At 47.8% G+C, this 1,273-nt stretch carries 1 protein-coding gene; it reads left to right on the plus strand.

Translation table 11 applies throughout. The features are described from left to right. Positions 1 to 16: 16 nt before the first annotated feature. Positions 17 to 1,120, plus strand: coding sequence for an NUDIX hydrolase (locus JMW64_RS13895; protein WP_201555375.1), 1,104 nt, complete (start codon positions 17 to 19; stop codon positions 1,118 to 1,120). Positions 1,121 to 1,273 lie beyond the last annotated feature (153 nt).

The following is a 1,273-nucleotide window of genomic DNA, read 5'->3' on the forward strand; positions in this document are numbered from 1 at the left end:
GATCGTTGCTAAAGTCATGACGTTGTCTTATTCACATGCACATCAACAGGGAAGTGGTACCACTGAGGTGGTCGCGGTGTTAGTTGCGATTACCGACCACAGCGCCCGGGTCTTAACAGTGGATCAAGGCAAACTCTTGCCCAATGGCCCTTTGATGCCGTTGCATCGCTCCTTGCAAGCAGGTGTACGGCAATGGGTGGAAGAGCAAACGCAGCAGCCGCTTGGTTATCTAGAGCAGTTATATACCTTTGTCGATACCAATAGACGCAATGTTGATGGTCATGCACTGGTGTATGTGAGCTATCTGGGTCTGGTGCAAGAGACACAAATGCAAGCACGCCAAAGTCAGGCGCTATGGCGAGATTGGTATGATTATTTTCCATGGGAAAATCACTTGGATGGGACGCCTAGCATCATTCTGGATTACATCGTGCCGGCGTTATTGGACTGGGCAAACGCTGGGTCTGATGAGGTCATTCAGCAGCGTCGCCGTCAGCGTATTGGCTTATGCTGGGGCTTAACGGCAGCATCTATCGCTGACGATACAGATATTGAGAATGCCAGCGCAGCAAGTCATGACAAGGCTTATGAGAGTAGAGAGTGGGTCGCTGAGCATGTACTGCTACGCTATGAGATGCTGTACGAAGCAGGACTGATACCTGAAGCACCGACATATCCACCCAGTTATCAGCTCAATTATCAACTTAATGAGCAAACCTCTCAGCAGCTTGCTTCTTATCAATCTACTTCTCATCAACCTAAGCTGCCTACCGATTGGTCGCAGCTGATTGGCGTGCCCATGTATTATGATCATCGCCGCGTGATTGCGACGGCCATCTCTAGATTGCGCGCAAAGATTGAATACCGACCGCTTATCTTTGGCTTAATGCCAGACGTTTTTACCTTGTCACAATTACAACAAAGCGTTGAAGCCTTATCAGGGGTGCGCCTGCACAAGCAAAACTTCCGCCGTCTGCTCGATGCGCAAAACCTTGTCATGGAAACCGGTCAGAGTAGTAGCGCTCAGCGCGGTCGCCCTGCCAAGCTTTACCGTTTCCGTCATGATATCGAGCTACAAAGCTTGTTAATGGACAGTAAATTGCCCAAACGAAACAAATAGTCGCCACCTTATTCCTGCGATATTCTTGCCGCATGCTATTTCTATAAACTTTAAGCACAGGTACAAAGAGCTATAAAATGCTTACCTTTGCTTGCGAGCTTGCTCACTTTGCGCTATATTTATGCTCATTTTGAGTTTAAATCATTAAAATTT

Source organism: Psychrobacter immobilis, from assembly GCF_904846065.1.
GTDB classification, from domain to species: Bacteria; Pseudomonadota; Gammaproteobacteria; order Pseudomonadales; family Moraxellaceae; genus Psychrobacter; species Psychrobacter immobilis_H.